The 19,394-nt window shown below is 45.1% G+C and carries 10 protein-coding genes; 4 read left to right on the top strand and 6 right to left on the bottom strand.

The window, feature by feature from the left end; all coding sequences use genetic code 11:
- Positions 1–84: 84 nt before the first annotated feature.
- From B5F25_RS17420 to B5F25_RS17395, 6 genes are all read right to left on the bottom strand, one after another.
- Positions 85–1,056 (bottom strand): glycoside hydrolase family 130 protein, encoded by a 972-nt coding sequence (locus B5F25_RS17420; protein ID WP_087251094.1) that lies wholly within the window; start codon positions 1,054–1,056, stop codon positions 85–87.
- Between the two features lie 56 nt (positions 1,057–1,112).
- Complete coding sequence (locus B5F25_RS17415; RefSeq protein ID WP_087251092.1) at positions 1,113–2,486, bottom strand: MFS transporter; 1,374 nt, start codon at positions 2,484–2,486, stop codon at positions 1,113–1,115.
- A gap of 12 nt (positions 2,487–2,498) precedes the next feature.
- The gene (locus tag B5F25_RS17410) at positions 2,499–4,778 is read right to left on the bottom strand and encodes a GH92 family glycosyl hydrolase (RefSeq protein WP_087251089.1); all 2,280 of its coding nucleotides are present in this window, start codon (positions 4,776–4,778) and stop codon (positions 2,499–2,501) included.
- Between the two features lie 151 nt (positions 4,779–4,929).
- On the bottom strand, positions 4,930–7,203 hold the full coding sequence (locus tag B5F25_RS17405) for a GH92 family glycosyl hydrolase (protein ID WP_087251085.1): 2,274 nt from the start codon (positions 7,201–7,203) through the stop codon (positions 4,930–4,932).
- 131 nt (positions 7,204–7,334) lie between these two features.
- Positions 7,335–8,315, bottom strand: a complete 981-nt coding sequence (locus tag B5F25_RS17400; protein ID WP_087251083.1) for a FecR family protein — start codon at positions 8,313–8,315, stop codon at positions 7,335–7,337.
- A 221-nt stretch (positions 8,316–8,536) separates the two neighbouring features.
- A complete protein-coding gene (locus tag B5F25_RS17395; protein WP_087251081.1) occupies positions 8,537–10,753 on the bottom strand; it encodes a GH92 family glycosyl hydrolase in 2,217 nt (738 codons plus the stop codon).
- Positions 10,754–10,972: 219 nt separating this feature from the next.
- Here B5F25_RS17395 and B5F25_RS17390 point away from each other — a divergent pair, with 219 nt between their 5' ends.
- From B5F25_RS17390 to B5F25_RS17370, 4 genes are all read left to right on the top strand, one after another.
- Positions 10,973–11,503: an RNA polymerase sigma-70 factor gene (locus tag B5F25_RS17390; RefSeq protein WP_022039574.1), complete on the top strand. Its 531-nt coding sequence runs from the start codon at positions 10,973–10,975 to the stop codon at positions 11,501–11,503.
- A 740-nt stretch (positions 11,504–12,243) separates the two neighbouring features.
- Entirely contained in the window at positions 12,244–13,581 is a 1,338-nt protein-coding gene (locus B5F25_RS17380) for a DUF1735 domain-containing protein (protein ID WP_162614448.1), read from the top strand.
- 351 nt (positions 13,582–13,932) lie between these two features.
- Entirely contained in the window at positions 13,933–17,349 is a 3,417-nt protein-coding gene (locus B5F25_RS17375) for a SusC/RagA family TonB-linked outer membrane protein (RefSeq protein WP_087251097.1), read from the top strand.
- 22 nt (positions 17,350–17,371) lie between these two features.
- Positions 17,372–19,198, top strand: a complete 1,827-nt coding sequence (locus tag B5F25_RS17370) for a SusD/RagB family nutrient-binding outer membrane lipoprotein (protein ID WP_087251075.1) — start codon at positions 17,372–17,374, stop codon at positions 19,196–19,198.
- The last annotated feature ends 196 nt before the right edge of the window (positions 19,199–19,394 follow it).

Raw genomic sequence — 19,394 nt, 5'->3', positions numbered from 1 at the left:
TTTAATGAATACAGAGACACAGAGGCCGGGAGCTGTTGGTAGAATATGCTCTGTGCCCTTGTGTCTCTGTGTAGAACGCGTCTCTTAAACGATAGAATGGCTCTTGACAAATGCGATGATTTCATCAATGTATCCAAAAGCCATGCCTACCACGGTATCGGCAGCCCCATAATATATGGCTACCCGTTTGCCATCTTGCAGTGCGGCACAGGGAAATACCACGTTGGGTACGTCACCTTGCATTTCGTAGGAAGCTGCGGGTGCCAGCAAGTATGGTTGGGTACGGTATAACACTTTTTCCGGATTTTCTTTATCGAGGATAGCTGCTCCCATCGAATACCGGAATCCGTTACACGTGGTGATGACCCCGTGATAAAACAACAGCCATCCCGCTTCGGTGAGGAAGGGAACCGAGCCTGCACCTATTTTGGTACATTGCCAGGCACTGTCTTCGAACGGAGTTGCTTTCATTACGCAACGATGCTCTCCCCAGTATTTCATATCGGGGCTGTAACTGATATAGATATCACCAAAAGGTGTGTGCCCATTGTCACTGGGACGGCTTAGCATAGCATACTTGCCGTTTATTTTTTGCGGGAATAGCACACCGTTCCGGTTGAACGGCAGGAAGGCATTCTCGCATTGATAAAATTCTTTGAAATCGAACGTATAGCCGATGCCGATGGTTGGTCCATGATATCCGTTACACCAGGTAATCCAGTAACGGTCTTCTATCCATGTTACCCGCGGGTCGTATTTATAATCAGATTCAATCATTTCTGTATTCCCTGCTTTGAACTGGATTGGTTCATGCTGGATGTCCCAGTGGATTCCGTCCTTGCTGAATCCGGCAAAGATGTTCATTTGTACAGCCTTGTTGTCGCAGCGGAAAACTCCGGCAAAGCCGTCGCCGAAAGGCACTACGGCACTGTTGAAAATGCTGTTCGATGTAGGTATGTCATAGCGTCCGATAATGGGATTCTGCGAGTATCTCCACATCACATCTTTGCAATCTGCCGGTCGTTCTTCCCACGGCATTTGAAATTTCTCTACCATAAGTCTTCTTTTAATTGATAATTGATAATTACTCTTTTTAGGGATTATTTTGTTTATTATTCTTTTTCACCTTTCAGTAAAGAGCCGTCCGGTGCATACTTGAACGGAACAAAATACGTAATCAGGAAAGCAGGGATGGTGGCTATCAACACGAAAATGAAGAAGGGTTCGTATCCTCCCGGTTTGTTGAACCATTCACCCAAGGTTTCGCAAACCCATCCGCTCAGCATACCTGGTAACATGACTCCCAGGTTCATGATACCCGATGCGAAAGCGTAATGTGCCATTTGGTGTTTCCCGGGTGCCACTTGTTGCATCATAAAAAGTGTCAACCCTACGAATCCGAATCCATAGCCGAAGTATTCAAACACGATGCCGCTACAGATAATCCATCCGCTTTCGGGTTGGAAAATCGATAACAGGGCATACACGACAAAGGGGAGATTGAAGATACAACACAGTGTAAATAAGGTTTTCTTCAGTCCTCGTGAAGATATATAATAGCCTGCCAACAATGAACCTAACACAAACGCTGCGGCTCCGTATGCACCATAGTATAGTCCGATTTCCTTTTCACTTAGTCCCAAACCTCCAGTAGCACGGTCTGCCTTGAGGAATAGCGGTACGATTTTCATTACGAATCCTTCGGCAAAGCGGTATAAGATGATGAAACAGAGGTAATACACGATGTGGCTCTTGCGGAAGAAATCGGCAAGAACAGCTACCAACTCTTTCATCACATCTCCGGCTGTCCGTTTTTCGTTTGTATCTCGTTGCTTGCCTTTAGGAAGCATAAATATATGGTAAATGCCCAGCAATACCATTGTTGCACATAGAATCGCCATAATCAGCATCCATGCTTTCTGGTTGGCTGTCAGCATAGTTGCTTGGTCAGCGTTTCCGATGCCTCCATAACGCTCGATGGCATATCCGGCAAGATACACCAGTCCACCGGTGGCCACAATTTTGGCAATGTTATAAAATGCTCCTTGCCAGCCTATGTATTTAGCCTGTTCGGAAGGGGTAAGTTCGCTCATATAAACCCCGTCGCATGCAATATCATGTGTAGCACCGCTGAAAGCGATAACAGCCAGCAGGGCAATGGCGATGCTGAAGAAATGAGGCAAGTTCAGCGAGAATGCCACCAGTCCGAAGGTGATACCGGTAATCAACTGAGTGGCGACCACAAAGAATTTTTTCGTCTTGAACAGTTCCAGAAAGGGACTCCATAGAGGTTTTAATGTCCAAGGCAACAGGATGAGTGAGGTCCAGAATGTAATCAACTTATCTTCTACACCCAATCCTTTGAACATAAGTACTGTTACCATATTGAGCACCACAAAGGGAAGTCCCATGGCGAAGTAAGCGGTAGGTACCCACGTGATGGGACTTCTCTGGTGTGCTGTATGTATTTGTTTGTCTTCTTTCATGACACGGTTACATTATTTCTTCGTTTCGTTGCTGAACGAGTAAGGAGCATCTTCTGCTGCAATGCCTCTTTGCTTATTGGGAGTATTGCTCATTGTAATGTCAATGTTTCCTCCGTTTTGCAAAGTCGAATGCGTGACATAGTTCTTGGTATAGTTTTGCCCGTTTACAGTCATGGCTTTGATGTAGAAGTTTTCTTTGCTGTTCTCAGGAGCATTGATGACAAATGTGTTGCCGTTTTCGAAATGTAAGGTCGCTTTTTTGAACAAGGGTGCTCCCATTACGTATTGGTCGGTTCCTGGACATACGGGGTAGAATCCCAGTGCTGTAAATACATACCATGCAGAGGTTTGTCCGTTGTCTTCGTCACCACAATAGCCGTCTGGAGTAGGAGTATACATGCGGTCCATTACTTGTCGCAGCCAGTATTGAGCTTTCCATGGCTGTTTGGCGTAATTGTACAAGTATATCATATGTTGCACAGGTTGGTTGCCATGTGCGTAATTACCCATATTCATGACCGTCATTTCACGGATTTCGTGAATGGGGAATCCGTAATAGCTGTCATCATAAATAGGTGGTACGGCAAATACCGAATCCATCATTGTGATGAACACGTCATCGCCTCCCATCAGGTTGATAAGTCCTTGTGGGTCATGGAATACAGACCATGAGTAATGCCAGCTGTTGCCTTCGGTGAAAGCATCTCCCCATTTCAGTGGTGAGAAAGGCGATTGGAAAGTACCGTCTTCATTTTTCCCGCGCATCAGTTTGCTTTCAGGGTCGAACAGGTTTTTGTAGTTCATGGCACGTTCTGCAAAAAGTTTGATTTCTTTTTTAGGACGGTCAAGAGCCTTGGCTAGCTGATAAATGCACCAGTCGTCGTATGCATATTCCAAAGTACGGGCTGCGTTTTCGTTGATGTTCACATCGTAAGGAACGTAACCCAGTTTGTTGTAATATTGATATCCCTGACGTCCGGTAGAGGAAACTTCGGGATGCACGTGCTCAGTTCCATAGAGGATACCTTGGTAGAGAGTTTCCACATCTTCCACTCTCACACCTTTCAGGTAAGCATCTGCCAGTACTGATGCCGAATTATTTCCTACCATGCAACCGCGGTGCCCGGGGCTTGCCCATTCGGGGAAGAATCCACTTTCCTTGTAAGTATTGATGAGCCCTTCTTGAATTTCTCTGTTCACTGAAGGATACATCAGGTTCAACAGTGGGAAAAGGCAACGGAATGTATCCCAGAAACCTGTGTCGGTATACATGTATCCTGGCAAAACTTCGCCGTTATACGGGCTATAGTGTACGATTTGTCCCTGTGGATTGATTTCATAAAACTTGCGGGGGAACAGAAGTGAACGGTATAAGCAAGAATAGAAAGTACGGTATTGGTCCAAATTGCCACCTTCCACTTCGATGCGTCCCAATACATTGTTCCAGGCATCTTGTCCTTTCTGTACCAATTCATCGAAAGAATCATTTCCCAATTCTTTCAGATTCTGCATAGCCTGTTCGTAGCTGATGAAAGACGATGCGATGCGTGCATGCACAATTTCTCCTTTATGGGTGCTGAAGCCAATAATGGCACCTGCATGATCGGCTTGTTGTTCAGTACTGTTCTCGTTCAGAATGCTGTCGGCTACGGTTGCCTGATAAGTGAACGGTTTGTCGAACTCGATAACAAAATAGTTCTTGAAATTGGCAGGTACACCGCCGCTGTTTCGGGTTGAATATCCGAGGATACGGTTGTTGGCCTTGTCAATTTTTACGTATGAACCTTTGTCGAAAGCATCAATTGCGATGTATGAGTGATTGTTTTCGGGGAAGGTGAAGCGGAACATCACGGCACGTTCGGTCGGGGTCATTTCCGTCACGATGTCATAGTCTGCCAGATATACCTTGTAATAATGGGCTTTGGCGGTTTCTCCTTTGTGTGCGAACCAACTTGCACGTTTTTCTTCATCGAATATCGGGGCATTGACCATCGGCATGATGGAAAATTGTCCATAGTCGTTTATCCACGGACTGGGTTGGTGTGTCTGTTTGAAACCGCGTATTTTGGTAGCTGTGTAAGTATATTGCCATCCGTCTCCCATTTTTCCGGTTTGAGGAGTCCAAAAGTTCATTCCCCAAGGACGTGCAATGGCGGGATAGGTATTTCCGGTGGAGAGTTCGAACGTGGATTGTGTACCTACCAGTGGACTTACATAGTCGACATAATTTTTAGCTTGTCCTATGGTGAACAGACAGACAAACAAGGTGATTAGTAAGGATTGTTTTTTCATGGTCGTGTTTTTTTATTTGCTAATGTGTTAAATGTGAATAGGTGCTCATGCAGCCAATTTGCGAATGTGCTAATTACTGGTTGAATAAAGAATTAATTCTTTCCCTTTGTAAATTAGCACATTGGCAAATTAAATGCTGGCACATCGGTTCTTAAATTCCCCATTGGGTAGGTTGGCTGGTCATGACGATTTCCAACGTACCTCCGGCAGCAATGTCTTTATGGTTCAGGAACGGTACGTTCAACGGTTGACCGTTTAATGTTGCGCTCTCGATATATTTGTTGTCTGCCGAATTGTTTTTTGTGATGATTGTAAAGGCTTTTTTATCAGGCAGGTTGATGACAGCCTTATCGAATATCGGCCGGCCGATAGAATATACAGGCTTGCCTGGACATACTTGGTAGAATCCAAGAGAATTCAAGATGTACCATGCCGACATCTGCCCGCAGTCTTCATTGCCTGACAGGCCATCCGGAGCGTTGCGATATTGTTCTTTCAAGACACGGTCTATCAGTTCTTGGGTCTGCCACGGACGGTTTACATAATTGTAGAGATGAATTACGTGGTGACTCGGTTCGTTTCCTTGTGCATATTGTCCGATAAGGCCACTGATATCGGCCGATACTAATTCACCTTCGATGGTCGAATCGGCATTGAACAGTGAATCCAGTTTGCCGACAAATGCTTCTTTGCCTCCCATCAGCTCTACGAAACCTTCTATATCTTGTGGTACGAACCACAGCCATTGCCATGCGTTGCCTTCGCAGTAATCATCGTTCCGGTGATTTGAAGCCTTTGGATTAAACGGACTGCGCCAGTTTCCTTTCGAGTCCAGACCGCGCATGAAACGGGTAGACGGATCGAAATAATGTGTATAGGCTTTTGCCAACTTGGCATACTTTTGTTGGTTTTGATAATCGCCCACGGCTTCTGCCAGAATAGAGATACAATAATCGTCGTAAGCATATTCCAATGCTTTTGCTACCGACTCGTTCTCACGGTCACACGGAATATAGCCAAGAGTGTTTTTATAATATTTTGCCATCGGCATCAGGAAAGGCAATACTTCAGGCGGGCATTTAATGCCTGTTGTGTCGTATTCAGCTGTCCGTAAGCATGCCTTGTAGGCTTCCTGAAGGTCAAAATCAGCATTCCCCTTGGTATAGGCATCGGCTATGAGCGATGCTGCATGATACCCAATCATTGTCCCTGTGTAGTTGGATGCCAGGTCCCACATCGGGAATACGCCACCTTCTTGGCTTTTCAAAATCAACGAGCGGATAAAGTCGTTGTTCAACTTGGGGTCAATGATAGAAAGTAACGGGTGAAGTGCACGGAATGTGTCCCATAACGAAAATACAGTGTATACCGGTTTGTTCACGTCACCTTGGTGTATCTCGCGGTCCATTCCCAAGTAACGCCCGTCTACGTCTGTAAAGAGATTCGGGCTGATGGCCGTGTGGTACATGGCTGTATAGAATATGTTTTTGTTGGTCGCATTAGAGGTGGTGATGTCTATCTTTGATAGGTAGGCATTCCATGCCTGGCGTGCATCGTTGCGTACTTTGTCGAAGTCCCAGGCTGGGATTTCAGCTTCCAGGTTCTTTTTTGCCCCTTCCGTATCAACGGCAGAGATACCCACTTTTACCATGACAGGTTCGTCTTTTTCAGTCTTGAATTTCAGCAGGACTTTGCATCGTGGTTGTGTCCGGCCTTTGGCATCGGTCAGTGTGTCACGCACAATGGTGTAAGTAAAGGGCTTGGAGAACTTGGCATAAAAGCTGGCCTGTTGGTCGAATGCCCAGTATTTGGTCAGTTTGCTGCCTTTGATTTCCGTATCGCTGACGACGTCTACTTGCATGTCCAGGTTGGTCTGGTATTGGATGGAATAATCCATGTCAAGTATGAACCCGGCATTTTCAGATGCAGGGAACGTATAGCGGTGCAGTGCTGCACGCGGGGTAGCGGTCAGTTCAGCCTTTACTCCGTAGCGGTCAAGGAATACCGAATAATATCCCGGTTCAGCCGTTTCGTTTTCGTGACTGAAAGGAGAGGCGTATGGCAAGGTTTGACTGACATAATCTTGCGGGTTGTATTGTTGTTCGCCTACGGTAGGCATCAGCAGGAAATCGCCGTAATCGGCACATCCGGTTCCGCTGACATGGGTGTGCGAGAATCCGTTCAGGGTAGAATCTTCGTAATAATATCCTGAACAGGCATCCCATCCGTCGATACGGGTATCAGGGCTGGGTTGAATCATGCCATTAGGTACTACCGGTCCGGGAAACGTGTGTCCGTGTCCTCCTGTACCGATAAAAGGGTTGACATACGCTGTATAGTCGGGCGTTGTGGCATTTGGGGCACACGCTGCCAACATGAAGACTGCTCCTGCGCAGTAAGCTATCACCGAAAGCTTTGTTTTCATAATATGATTATAAGTTTGAATTAAGTTAATACACCTTATTATATTATTATATTGTTATATGCCTGCATCGTTTTCCAGTTGCAGGTCGTTCTGTTTTTCCTTTTGTTTGAAACCTCTTCAACTGGTTGCCTTTATTCTTCCGATGAAATGAATACCGTTCCTTGGTTTATCTTGTAATTGATATGGATGGTATTCTGCAAGATTTTCAAAACATCGTCTATCGTGTCTTTCTTTTTCAACACACCCGAATAAGTCGCTGTCCGGTCTATATCGGGCGAAAGAATGATATCCACTCCATATAGCTTTTCCAAGATGTCGGCTATGCGGAACATGTTTGCCTGATCCAATGGAATCAGATTGTTGTGCCAAACGGCATCTACTATGGCATCGGTTTGCGACACTTTCATCTGTCGTGTCACCAGGTTCAGTTCTACTTTCTGCCCCGGTGATAAAGTGATTGCACCTTCGTTGTGGTTTCCTTCTACTTTTACTTCACCTTCTATCAGCGATGCTTCTGCATTTTTCCCTTCATCTTGGCTCCTGAAGTTGAACTTGGTACCCAATACTTGCACGCTCATGTTTTTACTGAGCACTTTAAACGGTTTGTGCTTGTTTTTGGTTACTTCGAAATATGCTTCTCCATTCAACCGGAGCTCTCGCTTTTCCCCATCGAATTTTTCGGGATATTTCAAAGTCGAATTTTCATTCAGCCATACTTTGCTGTTGTCAGGTAAGACCAATGCCAGCGTTTCTCCACTTCCGGTAGAAACGGTGACCAGATGTTCTTCTTGTCTTCCTAGTGTAAACCATACTGTCAGTCCGGCTATGGCTACACATGCGGCAATGGCTGCTGCATATCTCATCCCTTTTCTGAAGAACGGGATTGTGGACCGTTCTTCTCCGATGCGTCCTTCCAGTTTCTTTTCTGCTTGTCGCAGCGTTGTCTCGTCGGGTATTGCATCTTCTTGTCCCAAGTAGAAAAGTTCTTCCCACTTGAAAAACAGGGTTTCGTGTTCTTTCGACTGATTGACCCATTTCATTACAGCCCGTTTTTCTTCGGGCGTGCATTCGTCACGGAAAAAGCGCATTATTGTTTCATAATTCACTCTCATTTCTTTTTACCTATTTTCTATACCTTGATAACCTTATCTTGACTTTAAAACAACTAAAGATGGAAAAACACTTACACAAAAGGCAAATAAAATGCAGGATTGATATGCATCATGCTTTAATGGCACACAAACGGCGCTTGTCTGCGCTGCCTGTGTGCCATTGAAAAACTGTTCATCTTTATTCAGAGTTTCCTTTAACTCCCTGTCGGATAACTGTGGAATTAATACCATTTCTTGCCCGGCTGATTGCCCATTTCCATTTCCAGCGTAACTCCTTCCAGTATCTGGCTATGTGTGATATAACTCTTGTCGTAAGGCTTCCCGTTGAGTTTGATTGACTGGATGTAGCAATTCTCAGGACTGGCATTGTGGGCTATGACAGTAAATGTTTTTCCGTTCGGTAAAGAAATGGACAGGCGCGGGAATACCGGACTTCCGATTTCATAGGTTTGTGAAATGGGGTTTACCGGATAGAATCCCATGGCACTGAATACATACCATGCCGACATTTGTCCGCAGTCTTCATTGCCGCACAGGCCGGCTGGCGTATTGGTGTACAGTGTATGCATGATTTGGCTTGCATATTGTTGGGTTTTCCACGGTTCGCCTGCTGCATTGTACAGGTAAGCTACATGGTGGCTGGGTTCATTGCCCTGAGCATATTGCCCTATCATGCCGGTGCTGAAGATGGGAAGCTCGGTCGTATCGGTCGGGTGATAGGTGAACATACTGTCCAGCTTTTGAGCAAAACGTTCTTTGCCTCCCGTCAGGTCTATCAGTCCTTCAATATCATGTTGTACAGACCAGAAATATTGCCATCCGTTGCTTTCGCAGATGTTGGGGGTATAATCTTCGGCATCAAAACCGGCAATGAATTCACCTTTCATGTTGCGTGGTTGCATGAAAGATGTTGCCGGGTTGTACACGTTCCGGTAGTTTTGCGAACGGGTATAAAACTCTTTGGCTATATCGTTTTTGCCCATCTTTTCTGCCATTTTGGCGATGCAATAGTCATCGAAAGCATATTCCAAAGTTTTCGAGAGCGACCATCCGTCATTATTGTATGGGTCGTGCATGTCGTAAGGGATGTATCCTTTCTGTTTGTAGATACCGATGCCGCGGTATTCGTCCAGGTTGGCAGTAGCTACGCACGAAGCCAAAGCTTTTTCAGCATCGAAGTTTCCTATTCCTTTTAAGTAGGCATCTACGATGACCGGTACCGCATGATACCCGATCATCATGTCGGTTTCACTTCCGTAGAAGTTCCATACGGGCAGACGTCCGTTTTGTTCGCCGAAAGCAAGGAGCGATTTTACCATGTCATTGGTGCGTTCGGGTTGGGTAATTGTGAACAGCGGATGAGCCGCACGGTAGGTATCCCACAAAGAGAATGTGCTGTAATTTGTCCAGCCGTCTGTTTGGTGGAACTTTCCGTCAGGTCCGTAATAAGCTCCGTCTACATCACTGTAGATAGTGGGGGCTAACATGCTGTGATAAAATGCGGTGTAGAATACAGTCCGTGTGTCAGAATCGTCTGTCTCTATTTTGATTTTTCCCAGTTCACGGTTCCATGCTTCCTTTGCTTTTGCCAGGAAGGCGTCAAAGTCATTGTCGGGAGCTTCAGCTTGCAGGTTTTTTTCGGCTCCTTCCATACTTACTCCTGAGAGTGCAGTGACCAAGGTAATCTGTTCGCCTGCTTGTGTAGGATAGTCAAAGCGGGCGCGGAGTCCGGTGTCATAGTTTTTATCTTCTCTAAGCACGTTGATGGTATCGATTGTCATGTGGGTAAACGGGCGGGAAAAGCGGGTGCAGAAATAAACTTTCTGGTTGCGTGCCCAGCCGATTGAGTAACGGTATCCACGGATGGTGACCGAGTCGACAGCTTCGATGTGTGTCTCCTGTGTTGCATCCCAATTCATGGATTTAGCCAGATTAAGGATGATGGCAGACTCTGCTTTCGGGAATGTATAACGTTGGATACCGCAACGCTCGGTGGCGGTCAGTTCTACGTTGATGTTGTAGTCGTCCAGCTTTACCTGATAGTAGCCGGCGTATGCGCTCTCGTTCTGGTGTGAGAATTTTGAGTGGATACCCAACGGAGCTTCTGCTTCATTGTAAGGAAGGGTGACAGGCAGGAACGATATATCGTACAGGTCGCCTGCACCTGTGCCCGAAAGATGGGTGTGGCTGAATCCGGCTATGGTGCTGTCCGGATAAAAATAACCGGCGATGCGGTCCCATCCGGGCAAACCATTGTCGGGACTTAACTGCACCATGCCGAAAGGCACTTGTGCTCCGGGATAAGTGTTGCCTGTAAAGTCGGTTCCGATAAATGGGTTTACATATTGGGTATAGTCTTCCGTAGAAGGTTGTGGGGTTGTGGTACACGCTGCAAGTGTGAGTGCTAAGGCATAAATAGGGACGGTTCTCAGTCTCATAATATTAGTTGTTTGAAATTAGAATTTGGATTTGTGGTGTCAGGCGCAAAACACAAAGGATACAAAGAAAAAACGTCCGGATTGTGGGCGGATTTCATTGTGCCTTTGTATGGCTGCGTCTGATAATTAAAACAAGTGATTAAAGAAAAACACTTATTTAGTTTGTTCATTTCTTTCAATTAGTTACATTTGCATTGTGCTTAATTTGGTATCCGGGTTATGAAGGAAGAATTTGAAGTAACATATAAGGCATTATTTCGACGTTATTATGCAGGTCTGTTGTTTTATGCAACTCGTCTGGTGGGGGAGGATGATGCCGAAGATATTGTTCAGGATGTGTTTGTCGAAGTCTGGCGGCGGCAGGATACCGTAGAGATAGGCGAACAGTTCCAGTCATTCTTGTATCGTTCGGTCTATACCAAAGCTATTAATCTTCTGAAACATAAGGCTGTGGCGGAAAACTACAACGCGGATGCAGTGGAGTTTTATCAGAAAAAGCTGGATTACTACCAGCCCGACCATACGGATGTTATCAGCCGGATAGAGAATCGTGAGTTGCGTTCGGAACTTCACCGTGCCATTGATGAGCTTCCTGACAAGTGTCGGGAAGTATTCAAGCTCAGTTACCTGCACGATATGAAAAACAAAGATATTGCCGATGTAATGGGCATTTCCTTGCGTACAGTAGAAGCGCACATGTACAAAGCCTTGAAAGTGCTCCGTGAACGGTTGAAAGGCTTGCGCTTCTGATTTCCTGATGAAATTTCGTAAGCATTCGACCCATGCTGACCGGTTACCACTTTCCGGATAGAATCATAGCGAGATGCAACCGGTTGCGGAAGCCAGCGGATATAGGTGCATCGGCAAACGTATATAGGTCCATCCGCTGTAAGATTATTAATCTTCAGGCTGCAAGATTATTAATCTTACAAGCGGAAGATTATTAATCTTACATCAGACGAAGTTATCTGCGTTGATAGACGAAGAAAAATAACAACCATTTATACCGCGCATGATAGTATACTTTGCGCGGTATGAAATTGTGCATTTTCTCACCACAGGGGACACAGAATCTTTTATTTGAATATCCGCATTTCACCCAATTGTCTTGTAGGGGCGTATCGCATACGCCTGAATACGTCAACTAATCCACGTGGATGTCTTCAGGGCGTATGCGATACGCCCCTACATGGGATGTTTGCGGATATTCAATATCTTTTAAATAAATATTCGCGCACGCGTAAGGGCAAGGAGGCTTCACATAAAGTAACGAAAAAGTGTGGAGGAGGGTAAGTGTTTCACTTTGCAGACTTGTTATATATATGATTTTATCCATTTGTTGGATAAACTTGACAAACAAAATAAATAGAAATTGAATGTGTAACCTTAAAAAAGCAGGTATGGAAAACAAAAAATCTGATAAATGCTTGAATCTGTTCCAAACGTTCGTGTTATGGGCGTTTGTTGTGTTGTCTTTGCAGTCTTGTAATATGAATACAAAGGATGCCGTGGGCAGTGTCCGGTCGGCAGCTGGAGCTAAGATGGGGACTACATTGACTGTCCGCAATGGTAAGGCGGCTGCCGGATATGTGTATTTCGAATTGGATACGGTTGCGAATGTGGATACACGGGTGACTTTTGCGGTAGATAACGAGGCTTTAGAAGCTTACAATAAGGCGAACGGGACAAATTACATGGCTTATGAAGGGGTATCGTTGGCAACCGAAGGTGCCGTGACTATTCCGGCAGGACAGCTCCGGTCAGACTATGTGGCTGTCAATGTGCCGGCAGGCGGAAAAGGCAATGCGGTTGCCATTACAGCAGTTGCCGACCAAGGAGGTTCTGTTTCGGAGAATAATGGCGCGTTTGTTTACCAGGTAGCGGCATTGGACGCTCCTGTATATGAAAAGACAATCAAGAATTTGTGTTATATCGAGGTGAACAATGACAGTCCGCTGAATGCAGGTGAATATACCTTGTCGGACGGAAAGCCTTTTTTTGATATTGTAAGCGTCTTTGCAGCGAATATCAACCTGAATGAGGAAGGTATGCCATATATCCATTGCAATGACCAGGTGGCTTTTGTCTTGGAACATGCCGATGAAATCATTCGTCCGTTACAGAAGAAAGGGATTAGGGTCCATTTGTCTATTTTGGGTAACCACGATGATGCTGGAATGCGCAGCTTGAGTGCTGAAGGTGCGAAAGTTTTTGCGAAAGAACTGAAGATGTACGCTGATATTTACGGCTTTGATGGATTTGATTTTGATGATGAGTATTCATCATACGCTGAAAATAAGTTCAAAGGAAGTGCCGTGTCTGGGCCTGGCGTGGTAAGTTCGGCAACAGAATGTACAAGTGCCAATTATACCCGGCTGATGGAAGCCTGCCGGGAAGTATTGCCAAAAGGTGAAAGTACCTTTGGTATCTATTGGTATACGGATGATGACCAGCCGGCAGGGGCGAACGTGGAAGAGTTGATCGACTATGCTGTATATGGAGCTTATGGTGCGTTTGACGAATACCGGCAACAGGATATCAATAATGCTATCGAGGCACCTTATGCCATTACGTTAAGTGGATTGGACAATAAGGGGAAAATGATACCGGTTTCGGTGAATGAGGCATATTTGAATAAGGTGAAGGACGGAAAATACGGATACTTTGCTTTTTACGACCTGAAGTCCAGCCGTACATATATCCGCGAATTTAACCAAGTTGCAAAAGTATTATGGAATGGGCTTACTGTAGAATGGACAGGCAATGTCTATGCACGTACATCGATGGAAGCGGTTAAGTTTGTCGCTCCGTCTGATGGAAATCAGTGATTGAAATTTTCAGAAACTATTTTGGATTCATCTCAAAGCACACACGGAACGGACACATCAAGTCAAGAAAAACGTTTTGTGGAAAATCCAGGCAGTTTCTAATAAGGATGTACTGAAATACTCTCTACCTGTTGTTTAATAGATAAATAAAGTGAAAAGACCGGAGCTTGTGTGCGACGCATAGGCTTCGGTTGTTCATTATTTGTTCGTGAAAATTAAAAAAATTCATTTTCTGCCTAAGTGTTTTATAAAAGATAGTTGTTATTATTATAAGTTTTGCCAAATAGCTTAAAGATAAAAGAGAAAGAGATAATCAACTTAATATTAATGTTTAACCTTAGAAATGCAAGTATGAGAAGCAAACATTCGTGCATGAGCTCGAAGAAACTCGTTCGGGCATTATTGGTTTCGGCACTATTTGCTGTTCCTACACAGGTAGTGTCTGCGCAATTAAATATTGCATTGACCAATACTCAGTTGGGGACTATGATTCAGCAGATTCAGTCTCAGTCCCAGTATCAATTCTTTTACGATGACGAATTGGCCGATACACCGATCGAGTCGGTAAAGGCAAACGGCTCCAGCGTGGAAGAAGTTCTTGATCAGGCATTGGCAGGGAAGGGTATCAGTTATGTAGTAGATGACAATGTGATTTATTTGTCGAAAGAATCTACTTCTACAACAGCACCTACTGCTGTGAATGCAGCGCAGGAAGAACAACAGCAACAAATCACTGGACGTGTTGTTGACGCAACAGGTGAAGCGTTGATTGGTGTGTCGGTTGTACAGAAAGGAACGACTAACGGAAACATTACCGACTGGGATGGTAACTTTACAGTAAATGTTCCCGTAGGTTCTGTCTTGCAGTTCTCTTACATCGGTTATAAAACGGTAGAAATGACGGTAGAGGCCGGAAAGACTACCATCAACCTGACTATGGAAGAAGACTCTGAAATGTTGGACGAAGTGGTTGTTACCGCTTTGGGTATCAAGCGTGAAAAGAAGATGTTGGGTTACGCCGTTCAGGAACTGAAGAGTGATGAACTGAACCGTACGGGTGACCCGTCGGTAACCAGTGCTTTGCAAGGTAAAGTTGCCGGTCTGTCGATGAACACTTCTGCTACCGGTTTGGGCGGTTCTACCAAGATTACCATCCGTGGTAACTCTTCGTTGAGCGACAACAACCAGCCGCTGTGGATTGTGGACGGTGTGCCGTTCAGTGATAACAGTAATTCGGATGCATCGTTCTATGGTGGTGTAGACCGTGGCGGTGCTTCGTTGGATATCAATCCGGATGATATCGAAAGTATCTCGGTATTGAAAGGTCCGAATGCTGCAGCCCTTTACGGTAGCCGTGCCGGTAACGGTGTTATCTTGGTAACGACCAAGAAAGGTTCGAAGAAAGACGGTTTCGGTATCCGTTATAGTGGTAACTTTACGTGGACAAAGGTTGCTGAGACATTGGATATGCAGGAACGTTATGGACAAGGTCTGATAGGAGAAAATGGGGGAGCCGAGTATACGACAGGAGCTTCTAGTAGCTGGGGACCCGTATTGGATGGTTCAATGAAGGAAGCGTGGAACGGTCAGACCTACGCTTATTCTAAATACGGAAACAAGCTGAAAGATTATTTCGAGACAGGCTTCTCTCAGACACACAACGTATCTATCCAAAACGGTACGGAAACTTCACATTATCGCGCATCATTCGGCGCATCGGATAATGACGGTATGTTCCCGAACGAGAAACTGCAACGTATTAATGTAGACTTGAACGCAGGTACGGAATTGAATAAATACCTGTCGATGGACGCTAAGATTTCTTTGTCGCGTACGAAAGCTAACGATCGTCCGATGTATGGTACGTATGGTGCTATCAATCAGTTGATGGGTATTCCACACAATGTACGTTTGGATGACTTGCGCCAGTATTCCGATGACAATCATGTACATGTTAACTGGTACGGACCGACTGCAGGCATCCGTAACCCGTATTATGTATTGAACCAACGTCGTAATGAAGACGAACGTTGGCGTGCTTTCGGTTACTACAATGCGAAAATCAATTTTACCGATTGGCTGCATTTCTCTGCTAAATACGCTTTCGATTACTATCGTACCCGTATCGAAGAAACCAATGGTGGTGACGGTATCAATGGTGAAAGTTCGATGGCAATGATAACGAACGATGCAATGGATCGCCGGGAAGAAAACTTCTTTGAATCGAATGCTGAATTTATGTTGATGGCAGACAAGCAAATTACCGATAATTTCCGTTTGGGTGTGAACTTGGGTGCCAACTTCATGTATCAGAAGTATGAGGCTCTGAATGCCGGTGTAGGTAATATGCTGATTAAAGGCAACTGGATGTTTAATGCTGCCAACTTGCTCCGTACGGCAGGTGAAACCGGTTACGAACGTGCTACAAACTCCGTATTCGGATCGGCACAGTTGGCATGGAAAGAATATTTGGCTTTGGACTTGACTGCCCGTAACGACTGGTCATCTACGTTGCCCCAACAGAACAACTCTTTCTTCTATCCGTCTGCTAACTTGAGTTTCGTGATTTCAGATTTTGTACGTTCCTTGGATAAAGAATTGCCCAGTTGGTTGACTTTTGCCAAGTTGCGTTTGTCTGCAGCTCAGGTAGGTAAGGATACAAGCCCTTATCAGTTGTACAATACGTATTCTTATTCATTTGATAACGGTATCCTGACTCCGACCCGTGACAATGTGAAGATGAACGACCAGTTGAAGCCGGAAATTGCAACATCTTACGAGGCTGGTTTGGATATGCGTTTCTTTGATAATCGGTTAGGCTTTGACTTCACTTATTATTATATGAAGACAAAGAACCAGATTATGAAAGTGCCTGCTGCAGCTCCCTGGTCGGGTGGTCAATGGGTGAATGCCGGTTTGATTTCGAACCAAGGTGTGGAATTGATGATTTATTCTACCATTGTAGACACCAAAGACTTTACGTTTGATTTGAACTTGAACATGGCTCACAACGTTTCTACAGTTGAAGAATTGGCACCCGATCAAGGTGTAAGATACATGTTCTTCGAAGGTGATACTAATTTCCCGATTCAGGTAGGTGCAACCGAAGGTGGTAAATTGGGTGATATCTATGCTAGTACGCTTTATCAGCGTGATGAAAATGGCAACATCATTATCGGTGCGAACGGACTTCCGATGACCATTACTGATGAAGCTGAACGTGTTGCTAACCCGATTGGTAACATCCAGCCCAAACTGACAATGTCTGTATCTCCAACTTTCACTTACAAAGGCATTACGCTTTCGGCTATGTTCGATATGAAGTTTGGTGGTGACATCTTCTCTTATTCAGAAATGGTAGCTACTGGTAACGGTTTGGCAAAACGTACGGAAAACCGTGGTGAGAATAACAACTACATGATGGTATTCCCAGGTGTAAAAGAAGACGGTACTACAAATAACACCGCTATTAGAGCTTCTGACTATTATGGCAATTTGTTGCCGGAAGATTTCTTGTATGACGCTTCGTTCATTAAGTTGAAAGAATTGTCTATCGGTTATTCGTTCCCGTCGAAACTGTTGCAAAAGACTCCGTTGACTTCGTTGAACGTTTCGTTCGTGGCTCGTAACTTGTGTTACCTGATGAAACATACACCGGGCACCAGCCCTGAAGGTGGTTACGATACCTCAATGTTCTCGCAGGCAATCGACTATGCGGCTCTGCCGTACTCTCGTACCTTCGGTTTGTCAGTTAGTTTAGGTTTTTAATCTTACATAAAAATAGTAACTTATGAAATTCAATACATATAAGTCAGTGGCGATGTGCTCCCTGTTGGCACTTTTAGCCGGGTGTCATGACTTTGAAGAAATGAATACCAATCCCTATCAGCCGGTTTATGACCCGAGCGTCATTGGCGGTACGGGCGATGGCATTGATATCGATTACGAAGTGTCGGATAATGCGTTGCAAAGCTTGCGTGCCACTGAAGGTTCGGCAGGCGCAACATTCTCCAATCTGGTTTACGAAGGAATGTATAACGATTATCAGATAACCACGAATTTGACCCACGATGTCTATGCCGGTTATTGGGGTAATAACTCGTTCACACCTCCTAGTGCTCCTACGTATTCGTATAATGACGGATGGTCGGGTGCACGTTGGAGACACTTCTACGATGACCGTACGGTGAGCGAATACAGCCAGTTGATTAAGACATTCTGGTTCTGTGATAGAGACTATTATCAGAATGCATTCTATATCACTCGTATCTATTACGCTTTCCTGCTGTCGGCGCAGACGGATACCTACGGCGATATTCCTATCAAGTATTATGTAAAAGGTATGCTTCCGCCGGAAGAAAACGTAGAATATACCTCACAGGAAGAAGTATATGGCATGATTTTCGATATTTTGGATCAGGCTATTACCAACTTGCATAATCCGACTCTTCCTACGGCTCAGCAATTTAGCTTTGGAGAAGATGATTTATGCTATGGCGGTGATGTGGAAAGCTGGATTCGTTTTGCCAATACCTTGCGTTTGCGTTTGGCGTTGCGTATCTCCAACGTCAATCCGAGTTTAGCTAAGCAACAAGGCGAGGCTGCTCTTAACGACCCGTCAGGCTTGATGGCAAGCCAGGATGATAACATGAAACTGATTCCGAAACGCCAATACATTACCGGCGGTAATGAAAATATTTACGGTTTGCTCTTCTCGTGGGGTGCCAACGTAGTGCTGCCGAAAGAAATGGAATGGGCTTATAAGAATCAGGCTTTGAAACCGGGTGTTACAACTGCAACTCCGGGATTTGAACAAAAAGCGCCGGCTAATCTGTATACGGCAGGTGGGGTAGACGAAACAATGTTCAACGCTAGTGAAGATAACTGTTATCTTGATCCGCGTTGTAACATCCTTTGGTTCCGTCCTTCAGCATATGCGAATTTGAATCAAGCTGTACCCGAAGAGTCTGATGCAGATTTCTGTGGTATACGTAATGGTGCAACTGTTTTGGGTAGTTCACAAACGGTAAACTATTCACCCAACCGTTGCAATCTGCAGTCGGATGCCATGAATCCGAAGATTTGGTGGAACTTGGCTCGTGAAATTGTTTGGTTCGGCTATTCTGAAAGCTTGTTCCTGAAAGCTGAAGCCGCTTTGCGTGGCTGGACAGGTTCGTCTCTGACCGAATCCGCTAAGGATTATTATCTGGACGGTATCCGTGCTTCAATGGACTACTACGGCATTGCGGAAGCCGACTACAGCGATTACATCAACAACTTGCAAGGGTTGGCTGCTTTCGATGGCGGTTCGCAAGAAGAGCAGTTGGAACAGATTATTACTCAAAAGTGGATTGCCGTATTCCCGAATGGAAACGAAGGTTGGGCTGAATTGCGCCGTACTGATTATCCGCGTTATGCATTGGTTGTACAGGGCGGTAACGGTTCGAACGGTGAAGTTCCAAACACGAAGTTGATTAAGCGTGTACAATATCCGGACAGTGAATCGCGCAACCCGTTGAAGCCGACTCAGTACACTCAAGGTACAAGGGTTTGGTGGGATGTAGCCGATACCATGGATGATGATGGCAAGTGGCATCAACCGAATAACTTCAGATAATGCGTTGAGATTTATCTCTAAAAAGAGAGGATTCTGATATAGTGAGCGGAGGTCAGCTTGTAAAAGTTGTTCTCCGCTTTTGATGTATGCTCGGCATGAGTATTAGCTAACGGGTGCAAGTCCCTAATGAGCCCTAATAGCGGGAATCATACAGCCCAAAGCAAGGGTGTCCATCGCGAGTTGGAATCTGAAAGAA

It is taken from the genome of Bacteroides sp. An19, assembly GCF_002160215.1.
Lineage (GTDB): Bacteria > Bacteroidota > Bacteroidia > Bacteroidales > Bacteroidaceae > Phocaeicola > Phocaeicola intestinalis.
Note: the sequence above shows the minus strand (reverse complement) of the source record. Positions and strands in the feature narration are given on the sequence as shown.

Bases quoted from the DNA above. Each gene is read 5' to 3' on its own strand.
- B5F25_RS17400 (WP_087251083.1), bottom strand. From the start codon at position 8,315: ATGAGAGTGAATTATGAAACAATAATGCGCTTTTTCCGTGACGAATGC.
- B5F25_RS17395 (WP_087251081.1), bottom strand. From the start codon at position 10,753: ATGAGACTGAGAACCGTCCCTATTTATGCCTTAGCACTCACACTTGCA.
- B5F25_RS17420 (WP_087251094.1), bottom strand. From the start codon at position 1,056: ATGGTAGAGAAATTTCAAATGCCGTGGGAAGAACGACCGGCAGATTGC.
- B5F25_RS17410 (WP_087251089.1), bottom strand. From the start codon at position 4,778: ATGAAAAAACAATCCTTACTAATCACCTTGTTTGTCTGTCTGTTCACC.
- B5F25_RS17415 (WP_087251092.1), bottom strand. From the start codon at position 2,486: ATGAAAGAAGACAAACAAATACATACAGCACACCAGAGAAGTCCCATC.
- B5F25_RS17375 (WP_087251097.1), top strand. From the start codon at position 13,933: ATGAGAAGCAAACATTCGTGCATGAGCTCGAAGAAACTCGTTCGGGCA.
- B5F25_RS17370 (WP_087251075.1), top strand. From the start codon at position 17,372: ATGAAATTCAATACATATAAGTCAGTGGCGATGTGCTCCCTGTTGGCA.
- B5F25_RS17405 (WP_087251085.1), bottom strand. From the start codon at position 7,203: ATGAAAACAAAGCTTTCGGTGATAGCTTACTGCGCAGGAGCAGTCTTC.
- B5F25_RS17390 (WP_022039574.1), top strand. From the start codon at position 10,973: ATGAAGGAAGAATTTGAAGTAACATATAAGGCATTATTTCGACGTTAT.
- B5F25_RS17380 (WP_162614448.1), top strand. From the start codon at position 12,244: ATGAATACAAAGGATGCCGTGGGCAGTGTCCGGTCGGCAGCTGGAGCT.